This is a genomic window from Sphingomonas arabinosi, from assembly GCF_036663715.1.
Taxonomy (GTDB): domain Bacteria; phylum Pseudomonadota; class Alphaproteobacteria; order Sphingomonadales; family Sphingomonadaceae; genus Sphingomonas.
The window spans coordinates 51,279-66,808 of the sequence record NZ_JAXOJN010000008.1 but is presented as its reverse complement, the minus strand read 5'-3'; the positions used below and the strand labels follow the sequence as shown (position 1 = coordinate 66,808).

At 66.8% G+C, this 15,530-nt stretch carries 11 protein-coding genes and 1 pseudogene; all 12 read left to right on the top strand.

Annotation, left to right across the window (positions count from 1 at the left end; genetic code table 11):
• Window positions 1-5: 5 nt before the first annotated feature.
• The 12 genes and pseudogenes from U1708_RS14090 (at window position 6) to ftsZ (ending at window position 15,283) form a co-directional block, all read left to right on the top strand.
• Window positions 6-1,421, top strand: a complete 1,416-nt coding sequence (locus U1708_RS14090; RefSeq protein ID WP_332746471.1) for a UDP-N-acetylmuramoyl-L-alanyl-D-glutamate--2,6-diaminopimelate ligase — start codon at window positions 6-8, stop codon at window positions 1,419-1,421.
• A 127-nt stretch (window positions 1,422-1,548) separates the two neighbouring features.
• The gene (locus U1708_RS14085; protein WP_332746470.1) at window positions 1,549-2,940 is read left to right on the top strand and encodes a UDP-N-acetylmuramoyl-tripeptide--D-alanyl-D-alanine ligase; all 1,392 of its coding nucleotides are present in this window, start codon (window positions 1,549-1,551) and stop codon (window positions 2,938-2,940) included.
• Entirely contained in the window at window positions 2,941-4,011 is a 1,071-nt protein-coding gene (mraY, locus tag U1708_RS14080) for a phospho-N-acetylmuramoyl-pentapeptide-transferase (RefSeq protein WP_056486650.1), read from the top strand. It abuts the gene before it with no gap.
• Window positions 4,008-5,450 carry a UDP-N-acetylmuramoyl-L-alanine--D-glutamate ligase gene (gene murD / locus U1708_RS14075; RefSeq protein ID WP_332746469.1) on the top strand — a complete coding sequence of 481 codons (1,443 nt, stop codon included), beginning with the start codon at window positions 4,008-4,010 and terminating at the stop codon, window positions 5,448-5,450. Before mraY ends, murD begins: the two co-directional genes overlap by 4 nt.
• 65 nt (window positions 5,451-5,515) lie before the next feature.
• Window positions 5,516-6,697, top strand: coding sequence for an FtsW/RodA/SpoVE family cell cycle protein (locus U1708_RS14070; RefSeq protein WP_443030057.1), 1,182 nt, complete (start codon window positions 5,516-5,518; stop codon window positions 6,695-6,697).
• Window positions 6,694-7,836, top strand: coding sequence for an undecaprenyldiphospho-muramoylpentapeptide beta-N-acetylglucosaminyltransferase (gene murG, locus U1708_RS14065; protein ID WP_332746468.1), 1,143 nt, complete (start codon window positions 6,694-6,696; stop codon window positions 7,834-7,836). The genes U1708_RS14070 and murG overlap by 4 nt, the downstream gene beginning before the upstream one ends.
• Window positions 7,833-9,263, top strand: a complete 1,431-nt coding sequence (murC, locus tag U1708_RS14060) for a UDP-N-acetylmuramate--L-alanine ligase (protein WP_332746467.1) — start codon at window positions 7,833-7,835, stop codon at window positions 9,261-9,263. The genes murG and murC overlap by 4 nt, the downstream gene beginning before the upstream one ends.
• A 41-nt stretch (window positions 9,264-9,304) precedes the next feature.
• Window positions 9,305-10,270, top strand: a pseudogene (gene murB, locus U1708_RS14055) (UDP-N-acetylmuramate dehydrogenase); the annotation flags it as partial.
• A 134-nt stretch (window positions 10,271-10,404) separates the two neighbouring features.
• Window positions 10,405-11,358: a D-alanine--D-alanine ligase gene (locus tag U1708_RS14050; RefSeq protein WP_332746466.1), complete on the top strand. Its 954-nt coding sequence runs from the start codon at window positions 10,405-10,407 to the stop codon at window positions 11,356-11,358.
• Window positions 11,355-12,317: a cell division protein FtsQ/DivIB gene (locus U1708_RS14045; protein WP_332746465.1), complete on the top strand. Its 963-nt coding sequence runs from the start codon at window positions 11,355-11,357 to the stop codon at window positions 12,315-12,317. The genes U1708_RS14050 and U1708_RS14045 overlap by 4 nt, the downstream gene beginning before the upstream one ends.
• A gap of 1 nt (window position 12,318) precedes the next feature.
• On the top strand, window positions 12,319-13,581 hold the full coding sequence (gene ftsA, locus U1708_RS14040; protein WP_307083686.1) for a cell division protein FtsA: 1,263 nt from the start codon (window positions 12,319-12,321) through the stop codon (window positions 13,579-13,581).
• 112 nt (window positions 13,582-13,693) lie between these two features.
• The gene (gene ftsZ / locus U1708_RS14035; RefSeq protein WP_332746464.1) at window positions 13,694-15,283 is read left to right on the top strand and encodes a cell division protein FtsZ; all 1,590 of its coding nucleotides are present in this window, start codon (window positions 13,694-13,696) and stop codon (window positions 15,281-15,283) included.
• Window positions 15,284-15,530 lie beyond the last annotated feature (247 nt).

The following is a 15,530-nucleotide window of genomic DNA, read 5'->3' as shown; positions in this document are numbered from 1 at the left end:
ATTGCATGAAACTCGCAGCGCTGACCGACGGGACGGAAGAGGCGCAGGTGACGGGGTTTGCGATCGATCACCGCAAGGTCGCGCCGGGCACGGTGTTCGGCGCGTTCGAAGGAGCGCGCGTCAACGGCGAGGACTTTATCGCCGACGCGATCCGGTCTGGCGCGATCGCGGTGGTGGCGCGGCCGGGGCTGACGGTCGAGGGCGCCACGTACATCGCCGACGACAACCCCCGCGAACGGTTCGCGCAACTGGCCGCGAGGTTCTTCGCGCCGTTCCCAGAGACGTCGGTGGCGATTACCGGGACCAACGGGAAGACGTCGTGCGTCGAGATGACCCGGCAGCTTTGGCGGATGGCCGGCTTCCATGCGGCTTCGATCGGGACGCTGGGCGTCACAACCGCCGATGAGCGGGTGACGACCGGGCTGACGACGCCTGACGTCGTAACCTTCCTGTCGAACGTCGCCGGTCTCGCGCGCGAAGGCGTGACACATCTCGCGTTTGAGGCGTCGAGCCACGGCCTGACTCAGTACCGGACCGAGGGCCTGAAGGTTGCCGCCGCGGCCTTCACGAACCTTAGCCGAGACCATCTCGACTATCACGGCGACATGGCCGCGTATTTCACCGCCAAGATCCGGCTGTTCTCCGAAGTGCTCTCGCCGGACGGTGCGGCGGTCGTCTGGGCCGACGATCCACAATCGGCGCGCGTGATCGACCTGGCCCGGGAACGCGGCAACCGGCTGGTGACGGTCGGCACGCAGGGCGAGACGTTGCGGTTGGTGGGACGCGATCCGACTCTGCTAGGGCAGGGACTGACGATCGAGGCCGAGGGCCAGACGTACAAGGTGACCCTGCCGCTGATCGGCGCGTATCAGGCGGCCAACGCGCTGGTATCGGCCGGGCTGGTGATCGCTACCGGCGGCGACGTGGCCACGACGATCGCCAACCTTGCGCGGTTGCAGCCGGTGCGCGGGCGGCTGGAGCGTGCGGTGATCGCGAAGTCGGGTGCGCCGGTGTACGTCGACTACGCCCACACACCCGATGCGCTGGAGGCGGCGATCGCGGCGCTCAAGCCCCATGCAGGCGGCAAGCTGATCGTTGTGTTCGGGGCAGGCGGCGATCGTGACACCGGCAAGCGTGAGACTATGGGACAGGTCGCGGTGCAACATGCCGACCGGGTGATCGTCACCGACGACAATCCCCGGACCGAAGATGCGCGGGCGATCCGCTGCGATGTCCTGAAGGGTGCGCGCGGGGCTGAGGAAATTGGTGACCGGCGGGCGGCGATCGGGGCTGCGGTGGGCGAGGCCGGGCCCGAGGATATCGTGCTGATCGCTGGTAAGGGACATGAGCAGGGGCAAATCGTCGGCGATCTGGTCCTGCCGTTCGATGACGTGACCGTCGCGCGGGAGTGCGCGGCGTGAGGGGGGCGACGTCTTCATTCCCCTCCCGCCTGCGGGAGGGGCTAGGGGAGGGCGCGACGTACGTACTGGCGTCCGGTCCGTTTGGTCAGCCCCTCCCCCGACCCCTCCCGCAAGCGGGAGGGGAGCAGTGAGCTTGTGGACTTCCGCCGAGATCGCGGCAGCCACGGGTGGCGTGGCGTTGGGTGATTTTTCCGTCAGCGGCGTTGCGTTTGACTCGCGCGAAGTCGGCCCTGGCGATCTCTTCATTGCAATGAAAGGCGAGGCCAGCGACGGCCACCTCTTCCTCGACCAGGCCTTCGCGCAGGGCGCGGCAGGGGCGATCGTGTCTGAACCTTGCGACCACCCGCACGTCCTCGTGGCGGACAGCTTCGGCGCGTTGAACGCTCTCGGTCGCGCCAGCCGCGCGCGCTCGTCCGCCAAGATCATCGGTGTCACCGGGTCGGTCGGCAAGACCAGCGCGAAGGAGGCTTTGTTCGCCTGCCTCGACCGCGCATTCCCCGGCGATGTGCACCGCTCGGTCAAGAGCTACAACAACCACACCGGCGTACCGCTCAGCCTCGCCCGCATGCCGCGCGACGCGAAGTTCGGCGTGTTCGAGATGGGGATGAACCATGCCGGTGAACTCGCCGAGCTGACCCAGCTCGTCCGGCCGCACATAGCGATGATCACCGCGATCGCCCCGGCGCATACCGCGTTCTTCCCCGACGAGCGCGCGATTGCGGATGCGAAGGGGGAGATATTTGCTGGGCTGGAGCCGGGCGGAACGGCGATCGTGCCTTATGACAGCCCGCACCGCGACCGCCTGCTCGGCCATGCCGCCCCGCATGCCGCGCATATCGTCACGTTCGGCAGCGAAAAGGGCGCCGATGTCCGCGCGATCGAGGCGATGCGGTTGCCGACCGGCGGGACGTTCGTCACCGCGCGCATGGGGCAGGGGGCCGAGCATGAGCTGAGCTTCACGATCGCGCAGCCCGGCGCGCATTGGGTGTCGAACGCGCTTGGCGTGCTGGCGTGCGTGCAGGCGGCGGGGGGCGATCTCGGGCTGGCCGGGCTGGCTTTGGCCGAGCTTGGTGGGCTGCAAGGACGTGGCGCGCGGTCGCTGGTAACCGTAGGCGAAGGCCAAGCGCTGGTGATCGACGAGAGCTACAACGCCAACCCATCGTCGATGCGCGCGACGCTCAGCGTCCTCGGCCACGAGCCCGGCCGGCACATCGCGGTGCTCGGCGAGATGCGCGAGCTGGGCGAGGGCTCGGACAACTATCATGCCGGACTCGCCGAGCCGATCCTCGCCGCCCGCGTCGAAATGGCGCTGCTCGTCGGTGAAGCGATGGCGCCGCTTGCGCAGGTGCTTGAGGGACAAGTCGAAACCGTCCATGTGGGCGACGCTGCGGCCGCGCTCGCGTCGTTAAGCACGATCTTGGCGCCGGGCGATGTCGTGCTCGTCAAGGGATCGAACGGGGTGGGCCTCGCCCGCGTCGTGGCTGGTCTTCAAGCTGGCCTCAAAGGCGGGATTAACTGAATGTTGTACTGGCTCGCCGAGCATCTGGGGTTTCCCGGCCTGCTGAACCTCATCCGTTACCAGACGGTGCGGACCGGCGGTGCCGTCGCGACCGCGCTGATCATCGGCCTGATCATCGGGCCGAAGTTCATCGGCTGGTTGCGCGTGCGCCAGGGCAAGGGCCAGCCGATCCGTGCCGACGGTCCGCAGTCGCACCTGTCGAAGCGCGGTACGCCGACGATGGGCGGGCTGATGATCCTGACCTCGATGTGCCTCGCGATCTTCCTGTGGATGGACCTGAGCAATCCGTATGTCTGGGCGTGCGTGTTCGTGACGCTCGGCTTCGGGACGATCGGGTTCCTCGACGATTACGACAAGGTGCGTAAGGCGAGCACCGCGGGGATCAGCGGGCGTACGCGTCTGCTGCTCGAGTTCGCGATCGCCGGCATCGCGGCGACGATCATCATGTCGCAGAACGGGCCGCATCTGTATCTGCCGTTCACGTCGCGCATGTATCTGGATCTGGGCTGGTTCTTCCCGGTCTTTGCCGCTTTCACGATCGTGTCGTTCGGCAATGCGGTGAACCTCACGGATGGGCTCGACGGGCTCGCGACGATGCCGGTGATCATCGCCAGCGTCGCGTTCATGGTGATCGTGTACCTGGTCGGGAACGTGAAGTTCGCCGATTACCTGGGTATTCCGCATGTGCCGCGTGCTGGTGAGCTTGCGATTTTCTGCGGGGCGATCGTCGGGGCCGGCTTAGCGTTCCTCTGGTTCAATGCGCCACCGGCCGCGGTGTTCATGGGCGATACCGGGAGCCTCGCGCTCGGCGGCGCGCTGGGGACGATCGCGGTCGTTGCGCATCACGAGATCGTGCTGGGAATCATCGGCGGGCTGTTCGTGATCGAGGCGCTGTCGGTCATCATCCAGGTGTTCTTCTACAAGCGCACGGGCAAGCGCGTGTTCCGGATGGCGCCGATCCATCACCATTTCGAGCAGCTCGGCTGGGCCGAGGCGACGGTGGTTATCCGCTTCTGGATCATCGCGCTGGTGCTCGCGCTGGTCGGCCTATCGACGTTGAAGCTGCGGTGATTATTGCGCAGGCCTGGTGCGGGAAACGCTATGCGGTGCTGGGGCTGGCGCGGTCCGGGGCTGCGACTGTGCGGGCGCTTGTGGCTGGTGGGGCGCAGGTCGTTGCTTGGGACTCCGACGAGGGGAAGCGCGCCGTCTTTGCTCCCTCTCCCCTCCGGGGAGAGGGTTGGGGTGAGGGGCAGCCCAGCAGTGTTACGCCCGGAACTGCCCCTCACCCAGCCCTCTCCCCGGGGAGAGGGCTCGTGGACGTTGCACCGCTCGACGATCTCGCAGGCTTCGACGCGCTAGTCGTATCGCCGGGAGTGCCCCTCAACACCCATCCGCTCGCCGCTGCCGCGCGCGCGGCTGCCGTTCCAGTCATCGGCGACATCGAACTCTTCGCCCAAGCCCGCGCAGACCTCCCCCCGCACAAGGTCGTCGGCATCACCGGCACCAACGGCAAGTCGACCACCACCGCGCTCGTCCACCACATCCTCAAGACCGCCGGCATTCCCACGTTGATGGGCGGCAATATCGGCCTGCCGATCCTCGAACAGCAACCGCTTCCCGAGGGCGGCGTCTATGTGCTCGAACTGTCGAGCTATCAGATCGACCTGACGCAGACGCTCGATTGCGACGTCGCGGTGTTGCTCAACATCACGCCGGATCATCTCGATCGCTATCAGGGGTTCGCCGGCTACCGAGCATCCAAGTTGCGATTGTTCAAGATGATGAGCCCGCCTCACATCGGCGTACTCAACTGGCACACCGACGCTGGGGAAGCACTTTACCGAACGCTTTACGAAACCCATCCATGTGAGTTCTGGTCCAATTACGACGACAATGTCGAGGACCCGTATGACTTATGGGGGGCCTTCGATGATAACGGTCAAACCGCATCTCGTGACCATTTAAGCACGCAGAAGGACTGGCCGGCTCTGCAAGGTCCGCACAATGCGCAGAATGCGATTTCGGCCATTCTTGCCTGCAGTGCTCTTGGAATCGACGAACGGGTGATCAGCGACGCTCTTCAGACCTTCACCGGTTTGCCGCACCGGATGGAGCATGTCGGGGTGATCGGCGGCGTCGCCTATGTCGACGACAGCAAGGCGACCAATCCCGAGAGCACCGCGCCGGCGCTCGCCGCGTTCGAGCGGGTGCACTGGATCGTCGGTGGCCGCGCGAAGGGTGACGACCTCGACGCCTGCAAGCCCGCCTTTGGTCACATCGTCCACGCCTACACGATCGGCGAGGCTGGCCCGAGGTTCGCCGAAATCCTGAAAGATTCCATGCCCGTCGAGAACGTCGGCACGCTCGACGCAGCCGTCCGCAGCGCCGCCGCCAACGCCAAGCCCGGCGACACGGTGTTGTTATCCCCAGCCTGTGCTAGCTTCGATCAGTTTCGCGATTACGAAGCACGCGGGGCGGCTTTCCGCGCGGCGGTGGAGTCGCTGGCATGACCGATATGCGCGCTGAGACCATGGATATGGGTGTGTCCGGACAGAAGAACGGGATCGTCGCGAAGATGAAGCGGCGCGGCGGGCGGGGCGATCAGTCGCCGCTCGGCACGTGGTTCTGGGATATCGACCGGATGCTGCTGTTGCTGACGCTGTTCCTGATCGCGATCGGGCTGATCGCGGTCGCGGCGGCATCGCCGGCAAGCGCGGTCCGCTATTCGGGCGAGCACCGCAAGATCGCGCCACTCTATTATTTCTGGCGGCAGTTGATGTGGGTCGGCGTGTCGCTGCCGGTGCTGTTCGGCGTGTCGATGATGCCGGTGGCGATGGCGCGGCGGATGGCGATCGGCGGCGCGGCGGTGCTGGTGCTGCTGCTCATGCTCACCCCGTTCATCGGCGTCGAGGTGAATGGCGCGCGCCGCTGGCTGGGTTACGGATTTGCGCAGTTCCAGCCGTCGGAGTTTCTGAAACCGCTGTTCATCGTGACCGTCGCGTGGCTTCTGTCGTTGCGCGCGAAGGATTCGGAATTACCGACCGTGTTGATCACCGGCGCAATGACGGCGGGGGTCGCGGTGCTGCTGATGTTGCAGCCCGATTTCGGCCAGACGATCATCTTTAGCCTGGTATGGCTGGCGCTGCTGATGATCGCGGGGACGCCCGTGAGGGTACTTGTCGGGCTCGTCGCGCTGGCGCCGGCCGGGCTGGTCGCCGCCTATGTGTTCTACGGCGTTGCGCGGTCGCGGATCGATGCGTTCCTGTTCCCGGGTATCGAGGGCGAGGGGGCGTCGGACCATTTCCAGACGAACGCCGCGCACAACACGCTGACCGCGGGCGGCTGGACCGGGACCGGGCCGGGCGCGGGCGCGGTGAAGTTCGGGCTGCCCGAGGCGCATACCGACTATATCTTCTCGGTGATCGGTGAGGAATTCGGGCTGATCGCGTGTTCGGTGATCGCGGTGATCTTTCTGGCGATCGTCGTCCGTGTGTTCGTCAAGCTGCTGGACGAGCAGGATGAATTCAAGCTGCTTGCCTCCGCCGGCCTCGCGACGCAGTTCGGCGCGCAGGCCTTGGTGAGCATGGCGGTCAATACCGGCCTCGCGCCGTCGAAGGGTATGACGCTGCCGTTCATCAGCTATGGCGGGTCGTCGATGATCGCGTTGTCGGTCGGCATGGGGTTGCTGCTGGCGTTTACCCGGCGCAATCCGTTTCTCACGCGGAGCCCCTATGTCGTCCGCTGGAGTGGTGAATGAGTAAGCATTACGTCTTAGCGGCCGGTGGCACGGGCGGCCACATGGTTCCGGCAGCGGCGCTCGCAGCGGAACTGACCAAGCGTGGCCACCGCGTCGCTCTGGTCAGCGACGCGCGCGGCGTGCGGTTTCCGGGGTTGTTCGAAGATATCCAGACGCATGTCCTGCCGGCGGGGCGTTTTACCGGCGGGCCGCTGGGCTGGGCGAAGGCGACGCGCGAAATGTGGCGCGGGCGGGCAATGGCGCGCGAGTTGTACCGGAATTTCAAGCCGGCGGCAGTGATCGGCTTCGGCGGATACCCCGCGCTGCCCGCACTGCTGGCGGCGTTCGCGAACAAGATCCCGACTGCTGTGCATGAGCAGAACGCTGTGCTGGGCCGCGTGAACCGCTTCGTCGCGGGCCGCGTCGATGCCATCGCGACCTCGTCCGAGCCGACCGAGCGCCTCGCGCCGAAGCTGCTGGGCAAGACGCATCTGGTCGGCAATCCTGTGCGCGAGGCGGTGCTGGCATTGCGTGCGCGCCCGTATCCGTTGCTTGAGGAGGACGGCATCTTCCGCGTGCTCGTGACCGGTGGAAGCCAGGGGGCGAGCATCCTGAGCCAGGTCGTACCCGATGGACTGGCGATGCTGCCGGTGACGTTCCGGCGGCGGTTGCAGGTGACGCACCAGGCCCGGATCGAGGATATCGATGCGGTGCGCGCGAAGTACGCCGAGCATCATATCCCGGCGGAACTGGCGACGTATCTGCCCGACATGCCCGAGCAACTGGCGTGGGCGCATCTCGTGATCGCGCGCGCGGGCGCGTCGACGATTTCGGAGCTGACCGCGGCGGGGCGTCCTGCAATTTTGGTGCCGCTGCCGGGCGCGACCGACGACCACCAGACCGCGAACGCGCGCGAGATTACGAAGGCCGGCGGCGCGCGGACGATCGCGCAGAAGGATTTTACCGCAGTGGAACTGGCCAAGCAGATGCAGAAACTCGGTCTCGATCCGGGGGCGTTGCAGAATGCGGCAGGACGCGCGCGCAGTTGCGGACGGCCGAATGCGGCGAGCGATCTCGCCGATCTGGTCGAGAGTCTCGACGCACCGGTGATCCGCCTTCCGGTCGGCGCCCCCTCCAAGCCGAAGGCGCAGTTCGCATGAAGGGTGTCGCAACCGATATCGGCACGATCCACTTCGTCGGCATCGGCGGGATCGGCATGTCGGGCATCGCTGAGGTCATGAAGAACCTCGGTTACCGCGTGCAGGGGTCGGACGTGGCCGAGGGCTATGTCGTGCAGGGGTTGCGCGACAAGGGCATCCCGGTCGCGATCGGCCACGTCGCGTCGAACATCGGCGACGCCGCGGTGGTGGTCGTGTCGACCGCGATCGTGCGCTCAAACCCCGAGGTCGAGGCGGCGCTCAACGCGCGCGTGCCGGTGGTGCGGCGCGCGGAGATGCTGGCCGAACTGATGCGGTTGAAGTCGACCGTTGCCGTTGCCGGCACGCATGGGAAGACCACGACGACGTCGATGGTGGCGGCGTTGCTCGATGCCGGCGGGGTCGATCCGACGGTCATCAATGGCGGGATCATCAACTCGTACGGCTCGAACGCGCGGTTGGGCGCGAGCGACTGGATGGTGGTCGAGGCGGACGAGAGCGACGGCAGCTTCCTGCGGCTCGACGGAACGATCGCGGTGGTGACCAACATCGATCCCGAGCATCTCGATCATTACGGTTCGTTCGACGCAGTGAAGGACGCGTTCGTCGAGTTCGTCGAGAACGTGCCCTTCTATGGCGCGGCGCTGCTGTGCCTGGACCATCCGGAGGTGCAGGGGATCCTGCCGCGAGTGCGCGATCGGCGCGTCGTGACTTACGGTTTCTCGGCGCAGGCTGACGTGCGCGGCGTCGAGGTCACGCCTATCCCGGGCGGCAACCGCTTCGATTGCGTGGTGCGGGAGCGCGACGGCGCGACGCGGACGATCGCGGGAATCGAGATGCCGATGCCGGGGCGGCATAACGTCCAAAACGCGCTGGCAGCGATCGGCGTAGCGCTGGAACTCGGGATTGCGGATGCGACGATCCAGCAGGGGTTCGCCAAGTTCGGGGGCGTGAAGCGGCGCTTCACCAACGTCGGCGAAGTGGCCGTCGAAGGTGGGAGCGTGACGATCATCGACGACTACGGGCATCACCCGGTCGAGATTCGCGCTGTGCTGGCGGCGGCGCGCGAAGGCGTGAAGGGCCGCGTGATCGCGGTGGTGCAGCCGCATCGCTATTCGCGGCTGGGCAATCTGATGGAGGATTTCCAGACTGCGTTCAACGATGCGGACCGGGTGCTGGTGACGCCGGTCTACGCGGCGGGGGAGGCGCCGGTGGAGGGTGTCGATGCGTCGGCGCTGGTCGAGGGGTTGAAGCGGCGCGGGCACCGGTTTGCGGGTGTGGTCGCGGATGCGGATGCGCTCGCGGTCGACCTAGCGGCCACGATCGAGGCGGACGACATGATCGTCTGCCTCGGCGCCGGCGACATCACGAAATGGGCCGCCGGGTTGGCCGATGCGATTGCCACTGAGCGCGGGAAGGTGCTGGCGTGAGCGGCGCGTCGCAAATCCTCCCCGGCACGGGGAGGGGGACCATGCAGAGCATGGTGGAGGGGGGTGTCCGCGAGCGTGACGCTTCTGGCAACCCCCCCTCCACCACCTTCGGCGGTCCCCCTCCCCGTGCCGGGGAGGATTTGCGTGGGTCTCTGACGGCTAATGGCAGTCTGGCGGACTTCATATGGTTTCGGACTGGTGGTGCGGCGGAGTGGTTGGTGCGACCTGCGGATGTCGAGGATTTGGCTGACCTGCTGAAAACCCTCGATCCTTCGACACCGGTGCTGCCAGTCGGGGTCGGGTCCAACCTGATCGTGCGCGACGGTGGTGTGCCGGGGGTCGTGGTGCGACTGCCCAAGGTCATGGCGAAGGTGTCGGTGCAGGATGGCCGCGTTCGCGCGGGGGCGGGGGCGATGGGGATTACCGTTGCCAGTGCCGCGCGTGACGCAGGGATTGCCGGGCTCGAGTTTTTGCGCGGAATCCCGGGGACTGTTGGTGGCGCGGTTCGAATGAACGCAGGCGCTTATGGCCGCGACGTCAGCGACATTCTGGTCGAGGCTACCGTCGTCACGCGCGAGGGGGCGGTCGAGACATGGTCCGCCGATAATCTCGGGTTCACCTATCGGCATTCGGACCTGCCGGCGGGTGCCGTGGTGGTCGAGGCCGTGTTCTCCGGCACGCCCGGAGAGCCGGCGGTGATTGGTGCGGAGATGGATCGGATCGCGGCGGAGCGGGAGGCTTCGCAACCGCTCCGCTCGCGGACCGGTGGGTCGACGTTCAAGAACCCCGACGGTCACAAGGCTTGGGCTTTGATCGACGCGGCGGGGTGTCGCGGGCTTACTCGCGGCGATGCGCAGGTCAGCGAGAAGCATTGCAATTTCCTGCTGAACCTCGGGTCCGCGTCGAGCGCGGAGATCGAGGCGCTGGGTGAAGTGGTACGGGACAGAGTGAAGGCGCATTCGGGGGTGACGTTGGAATGGGAAATCCAGCGGGTTGGGGTCGCTGCTCCCTCTCCCCTGCGGGGAGAGGGTCGGGGTGAGGGGCAGCCAAGCAGTGCATCGCCCGCGCTCTCCACCAGCGATGCGGCCGGTGAGGGCGAGCGCCCACCCCTCGGTCCCCTCCCGCATGCGGGAGGGGAGGCATGACGGTGCCTCTTCACATCGCGGTCCTCATGGGCGGCTGGTCGGCGGAGCGTGAAGTCTCGCTGATGTCGGGTAATGGCTGTGCCGACGCGCTGGAGTCGCTCGGGCACCGGGTCACGCGGATCGATATGGGGCGGGATGTTGCTGCCAAGTTGGCGGAAGCGAAGCCGGATCTTGTGTTCAACGCGCTGCATGGGACGCCGGGGGAGGACGGTTCTGTGCAGGGCCTGCTCGACCTGATGGGGTTGCGCTACACGCATTCCGGGCTCGCGACGTCGGTGATCGCGATCGACAAGGTTCTCACCAAGCTGCTCCTCGTCCCCGCGGGCGTACCCATGCCGGGCGGGCGGATCGTCAAGTCGGCGGACCTGTTCGAGGGCGATCCGATGGCGCGGCCCTATGTGCTGAAGCCGGTCAACGAAGGCTCGTCGGTCGGCGTAGCGATCGTCACCGACAGCGGCAATTATGGCAATCCGATCGCTCGCGACAGCGTCGGGCCTTGGGGCGAGTTCGAGGAACTGCTCGCCGAGCCGTATATCCGTGGGCGGGAGCTGACGACCGCGGTACTCGGCGGCAAGGCGCTCGGCGTGACCGAGTTGAAGCCCAAGAGCGGCTGGTATGATTACGACGCGAAATACACCGATGGGATGACGGTGCACGTCTGCCCCGCGGAGATTCCCGACGAGATCACCGACGCCTGCAAGAGCCTTGCGCTCGAAGCGCATCGGTTGCTCGGCTGCAAGGGCGCGTCGCGGTCGGATTTCCGCTGGGATGACGAGCGTGGTGTCGACGGTCTGTTCCTGCTGGAGGTGAACACGCAGCCGGGGATGACGCCCTTGAGCCTCGTACCGGAGCAGGCGCGGCATATCGGCATGAGTTATGCCGAACTGGTGCAGGCGATCGTCGACGAGGCGCTGGCGGATCATCCGCTTGCGCAAAGCGGGGCGCCATGAGCCGCACGATCAAGCGCGGTCCACCCCCCAAGCGGCCCGCCCCGCGGCGGAAGGTCGCGGTCAAGAAGGTGTCGGTGATGGACCGGCTGGTCGGGATGCTCCCGGTCAGCGAGGAGACGCTCAAGAAAATTGCGACCTGGTCGATCCTCGGCGCTGGTGGGGCGGTGGCGATCGCGGCGGCGACGTGGGTCGGCATCCCCGGCATGATCGGTGCCGCTCTGGCCGAAGGCGCCGGGCGCGCGGGCTTCAAGGTCGAGCAGATCGAGGTGACTGGCCTCAAGCGGATGGACCGGATGTCGGTCTATGCGGTCGCGTTGGAGGACAAGCAGAACCAGACGTCGATGCTGTCGGTCGACCTGGAGGCGGTGCGCCAGAAATTGCTGCGCTATGGCTGGATCGCGGACGCGCACGTGTCGCGGCGGCTGCCCAACACGTTGCTCGTCGATATCGTCGAGCGGACGCCCGCGGCAGTGTGGCAGGACAATGGCCAACTCACGCTGATCGATTCGTCGGGCGTGCTGCTCGAACCGGTCCAGCCCGATGCGATCCCGAATCTCCCGTTGATGATCGGGCCGGGCGCGGATCGACAGGAGGCATCGTACCAGACGCTCCTCGCCGCCGCCCCCGCGCTGAAGCCGCGCGTGAAGGCAGCGACCTGGGTCGGCAACCGGCGCTGGGACCTTACCTTCGAGAGCGGCGAGACCTTGGCACTACCCGAAGACGGTGCGCCCCGAGCGCTTGTGAAGTTCGCCGAACTGGACGGCGCGCGGCCGTTGCTTGGGCGCGGATGGATCCGGTTCGACATGCGCGATCCGACCAAGCTGGTCGCGCGCAAACCGGGCGCGAGCCTGGCGCACAGCGTCGACGTGCCGGCGCCAGCGAGCGTGCCGGAAACGGGCGAGACTACGAATACCCCGTCGCAAACGGCGGGCGCGAACGTAACGGGCGGGGAGGGATGACATGGCAAAGGTGGCACCGGAAGGGCTGATCACGGCGCTCGATATCGGGTCGTCGAAGGTTTCGGCGATGATCGCGCAGAAGGGGGACGGGGGCGAGCTGATCGTGCTCGGCACCGGCCAGCGCGAGAGCCGCGGCGTCAAGCGCGGCTATATCGCCGACATGGCGACGACCGAGGCGGCAGTACGCGAGGCGGTCGAGCAGGCCGAGCGCATCGCCGGGATCAACATCGAGAATGTCTGGGTCGGATTCTCGGCCGGCGGGCTCGTGTCCGACGTCGCCGAGGTCGAGTTCGAGCTGGGCGGCCACCGCGTCGAGCAGCAGGATATCGATGCGCTGCTCGCCGCCGGGCGCAATTCGATCGATCCGCAGGGACGGATGGTGCTCCACGCGCAGCCCGCGCTCTATACGCTAGACGGGCTGACGGGGGTGAAGACGCCGCTTGGGCTGCATGCGGATCGGCTCGGCGTGCATATCCATGTCGTCGCGGCGGACGGTTCGCCGGTGCGCAATCTCGATCTGTGCGTGCGGTCGGCGCATCTCGAGGTGAAGTCGATCATCGCTTCGCCGGTCGCGACCGGGCTCGCCTGTCTCAGCGACGAGGAGCGCGAGCTTGGCGTCGCGCTGGTCGAAATGGGGGCGGGGATCACCAACGTATCCCTCTTCGCAGGGGGCATGCTCGTCGGCCTGACCTCGATCCCGATCGGCGCGCAGGACATCACCGACGACATAGCCAGCGCATTCGGCACGCGGCGGCAGAATGCCGAGCGGATGAAGTGCTTCCACGGCTCGGCCAACGCATCGCCCCGCGATAATCACGACATGATCCCGGTCATGCCGATCTCCGCCGAGGACGGCGCGGGCGAGGGGGCTCAGATCACCAAGGCGCAGCTGATCGGTGTGATCCGCCAGCGTCTGGAGCATCAGATGGGCGAAGTCCGCAATGCACTCACCAAGCTGAAGTTCGAGGGACCGGTCGGGCGTCAGGTCGTGTTGACCGGCGGTGGTGCCGAGTTGAAGGGCATCGCCGACTATGCGCAACAGGCGCTCGGGCGGTCGGTGCGGATCGGTCGACCGCGCGGGCTGACCGCGCTGCCGGAAGCGCATGGCGGACCGGCCTTCGCGACGCTAGCGGGGTTGGCCTTCTATGCGGCGACCAACCCGATCGACCTTCGCGGGCTCGCGCCGCAGCGGACGACGGTGCATCGGCCAAAGGGTATGGGCATGGTGCGGAAATTGATTCAGGCGGCGCGCGCGAATTATTAAGAGTTTCGAGGGCACTGGCGCATTTCGGCTGGAACCGGCCGGGGCGTTGGTGCACACAGGTTAATCAGGGGCCCGGTCATAGCGTATCTACCGGGTTGTGCGGAGAACGGCGATGAGCATCGAATTCCTTAGTCCCGAAGTGGACGATCTGGCCCCCCGCATCGCGGTGATCGGCGTCGGCGGCGCGGGCGGCAACGCGATCGCCAACATGATGCGGGCCGACGTCCAGGGCGTCGACTTCCTCGTGGCGAACACCGACGCGCAGGCGTTGAAGCAGTCGACCGCACCGCAGCGGATCCAGCTGGGTACCAAGATCACGCAGGGTCTCGGCGCCGGCTCGCGTCCCGAGATCGGCCGTGCGGCCGCCGAAGAGACGATCGACCAGCTCGCCAAGATGCTCGAAGGCGCGCACATGTGCTTCATCACCGCCGGCATGGGCGGCGGCACGGGCACGGGCGCGGCACCGGTCATCGCCAAGGCGGCGCGCGACATGGGCATCCTGACGGTGGGCGTCGTGACCAAGCCGTTCGCGTTCGAGGGCAACCGTCGCGCGAAGTCCGCCGAGGGCGGCATCGACGAGCTGCAGAAGTACGTCGACACGCTGATCGTCATCCCGAACCAGAACCTGTTCCTCATCGCCAACGCGAACACGACCTTCAAGGAAGCGTTCACGATGGCGGACGAGGTGCTCCAGCAGGGCGTCCGCAGCATCACCGACCTGATGGTGATGCCGGGCCTCATCAACCTCGATTTCGCCGACGTTCGCTCGGTGATGCAGGAGATGGGCAAGGCGATGATGGGCACCGGCGAGGCGAGCGGCGACAACCGCGCGCTCGAGGCTGCACAGAAGGCGATCTCGAACCCGCTTCTCGAAGGCGTCAGCATGCGCGGCGCCAAGGGCGTCATCATATCGATCACCGGCGGCGACGACATGCGCCTGCTCGAAGTCGACGAAGCGGCGAACCACATCCGCGACCTGGTCGATCCCGATGCGAACATCATCTGGGGTTCGGCGTTCAACCAGGAGCTGGAGGGCAAGATCCGCGTCTCGGTCGTCGCGACGGGGATCGACGCCGATGCGCGCCCGCCCGAGGTTGCGCCCGAGCCCACCCGCTCGTTCAGCTTCGGGTCGCGCAAGACGGATGAGAACACGTCGTTCCGCCCGAGCGAGCCTGCCGCGTCCTCGGCTGCACCTACCGCGTCGTCCGCTGACGAAGAGCCGCTCGATTTGAACGCGTCGTCGGAAGTCGAGTCGTCGTCGTCGAAGTCCGATAGCGAACTCGTGCTCGGTGCCGAGACGATCGTGCCGCAGGCCGCACCTGCTCCCGCCGCACCGGCGCCGCAGCCCGCACCTGAGCCAGCGCCCGCGGCGCGCACTTATGGCGAGGAGCCCTACGGCCGCGGTCCGATCGCGCGTCCGGCGTCGGCATCGTCCGTACCGCCAGCTCGTGCACCCATCGCGCCGGCGGTTCCGGTGCCGACTCCCGCCGCCGACGAAGGTGGTGCCCGTCGCCGCTGGCTCGCTCCGGGTGCAGAGGCTGCCCCCGAGGCGGTACCGGCCGCACCGCGCGTGAAGCTCGGCGGCACGCTGTTCGAGCGCATGTCCAACGCGGCACGTGGTGCAGCGAAGGAAGACGGCGAAGCGGTTCCCCAGGATCCGCTCGACATCCCGCGCTTCCTGCACCGCCAGAACAACCAGTAAGCCTGGCGCCGTTCTCTCGATTTGGCGGGAGAACGGCGGGGCAAGCGGATTGCTCGGGGGCATCGTCCGCCAACATATTCACTCCCCCGGTGGAGGCTGCGGCCCAGTTGGCAAGGTCGATGTAACGGAGCGCTTTCCATCGTTATTTCCGTCTGCCAACTGGACCCCGGCCTTCGTCGGGGAGGCGGCGTTTCAAGGTGAACGCTTTTCCAAGACCACAGATGTCGAATCCGCAGATCGTAACCCT

Coding starts and splice junctions, on each gene's coding strand:
- U1708_RS14090 (WP_332746471.1), top strand. CDS start 6: ATGAAACTCGCAGCGCTGACCGACGGGACGGAAGAGGCGCAGGTGACG.
- ftsA (WP_307083686.1), top strand. CDS start 12,319: ATGGCAAAGGTGGCACCGGAAGGGCTGATCACGGCGCTCGATATCGGG.
- U1708_RS14050 (WP_332746466.1), top strand. CDS start 10,405: ATGACGGTGCCTCTTCACATCGCGGTCCTCATGGGCGGCTGGTCGGCG.
- mraY (WP_056486650.1), top strand. CDS start 2,941: ATGTTGTACTGGCTCGCCGAGCATCTGGGGTTTCCCGGCCTGCTGAAC.
- U1708_RS14045 (WP_332746465.1), top strand. CDS start 11,355: ATGAGCCGCACGATCAAGCGCGGTCCACCCCCCAAGCGGCCCGCCCCG.
- U1708_RS14070 (WP_443030057.1), top strand. CDS start 5,516: ATGAAGCGGCGCGGCGGGCGGGGCGATCAGTCGCCGCTCGGCACGTGG.
- murG (WP_332746468.1), top strand. CDS start 6,694: ATGAGTAAGCATTACGTCTTAGCGGCCGGTGGCACGGGCGGCCACATG.
- ftsZ (WP_332746464.1), top strand. CDS start 13,694: ATGAGCATCGAATTCCTTAGTCCCGAAGTGGACGATCTGGCCCCCCGC.
- murC (WP_332746467.1), top strand. CDS start 7,833: ATGAAGGGTGTCGCAACCGATATCGGCACGATCCACTTCGTCGGCATC.